The organism is Haloarchaeobius sp. FL176 (assembly GCF_024609245.1).
Lineage (GTDB): Archaea > Halobacteriota > Halobacteria > Halobacteriales > Natrialbaceae > Haloarchaeobius.
In genome coordinates, this window is sequence record NZ_JANJYH010000029.1 from 1 (window position 1) to 800 (window position 800).

The 800-nt window shown below is 66.9% G+C and carries 1 protein-coding gene; it reads left to right on the forward strand.

What is annotated here, in order from left to right; genetic code table 11:
* Window positions 1-800 (forward strand): NAD(P)-dependent oxidoreductase (locus NO978_RS19720; protein ID WP_257301232.1); only part of this gene is annotated, 800 nt, incomplete at both ends.

The window sequence follows — 800 nt, forward strand, 5'->3', positions numbered from 1 at the left end:
CTCGACATCGCCGACGACGTCGAGATTCGCCGGGGCGACGTGAGCGACCCGACGGACGTGGTCAACGCCGTCGCCGAGACCGACACCACGCACATCGTCCACCTCGCGGCGCTGCTGACGAACACGGCCGAGTCGAACCCCCGTGCGGCGATGCAGGTGAACATCGAGGGCACGAACAACATCTTCGAGGCCGCCCGCACCCTCGACGACCAGGTCGAGCGCGTCGCCTGGGCGTCTTCCGCGGCCATCTACGCACCCCCGCACAACTACGACGACGGCGGCGACTGGTGGGTGACCGAGGACGACCTCGTCTACCCGGACACGCTGTACGGCGCGACCAAAGAGTACAACGAGCACCAGGCCCGCGTCTACAACGAGGAGTTCGACGTCGACCACGTCGCCATCCGTCCCACCGTGGCGTACGGCCCGTACCGCGAGACCGGCGGATCGGCGTTCCTCGCGAACATCATCGAAAAGCCCGCCGTCGGCGAGTCCTTCTCCGTGGAGTACGGCGACCAGGAGATCGACTGGCAGCACGTCGAGGACATCGCCCAGGCGTTCCGCCTCGCCGCGTTCACCGAAGAGTCAGAGCTCTCACAGCGCGTCTACAACGTCCGCGGCGAGCTCGCGTCCATCCGCGAGGCCGCCGAAACCGTCGAGGGAATCGTGCCCGACGCCGACATCGAGGTCAGCGACGAGGGCGAACTGCCGTGGACCCAGCGCCTGGACATGACCGCGTTCCAGGAAGACACGGGCTACGAAGTCGAGTACGGCCTCGAAGCTGGCTTCCGCAAGTACAT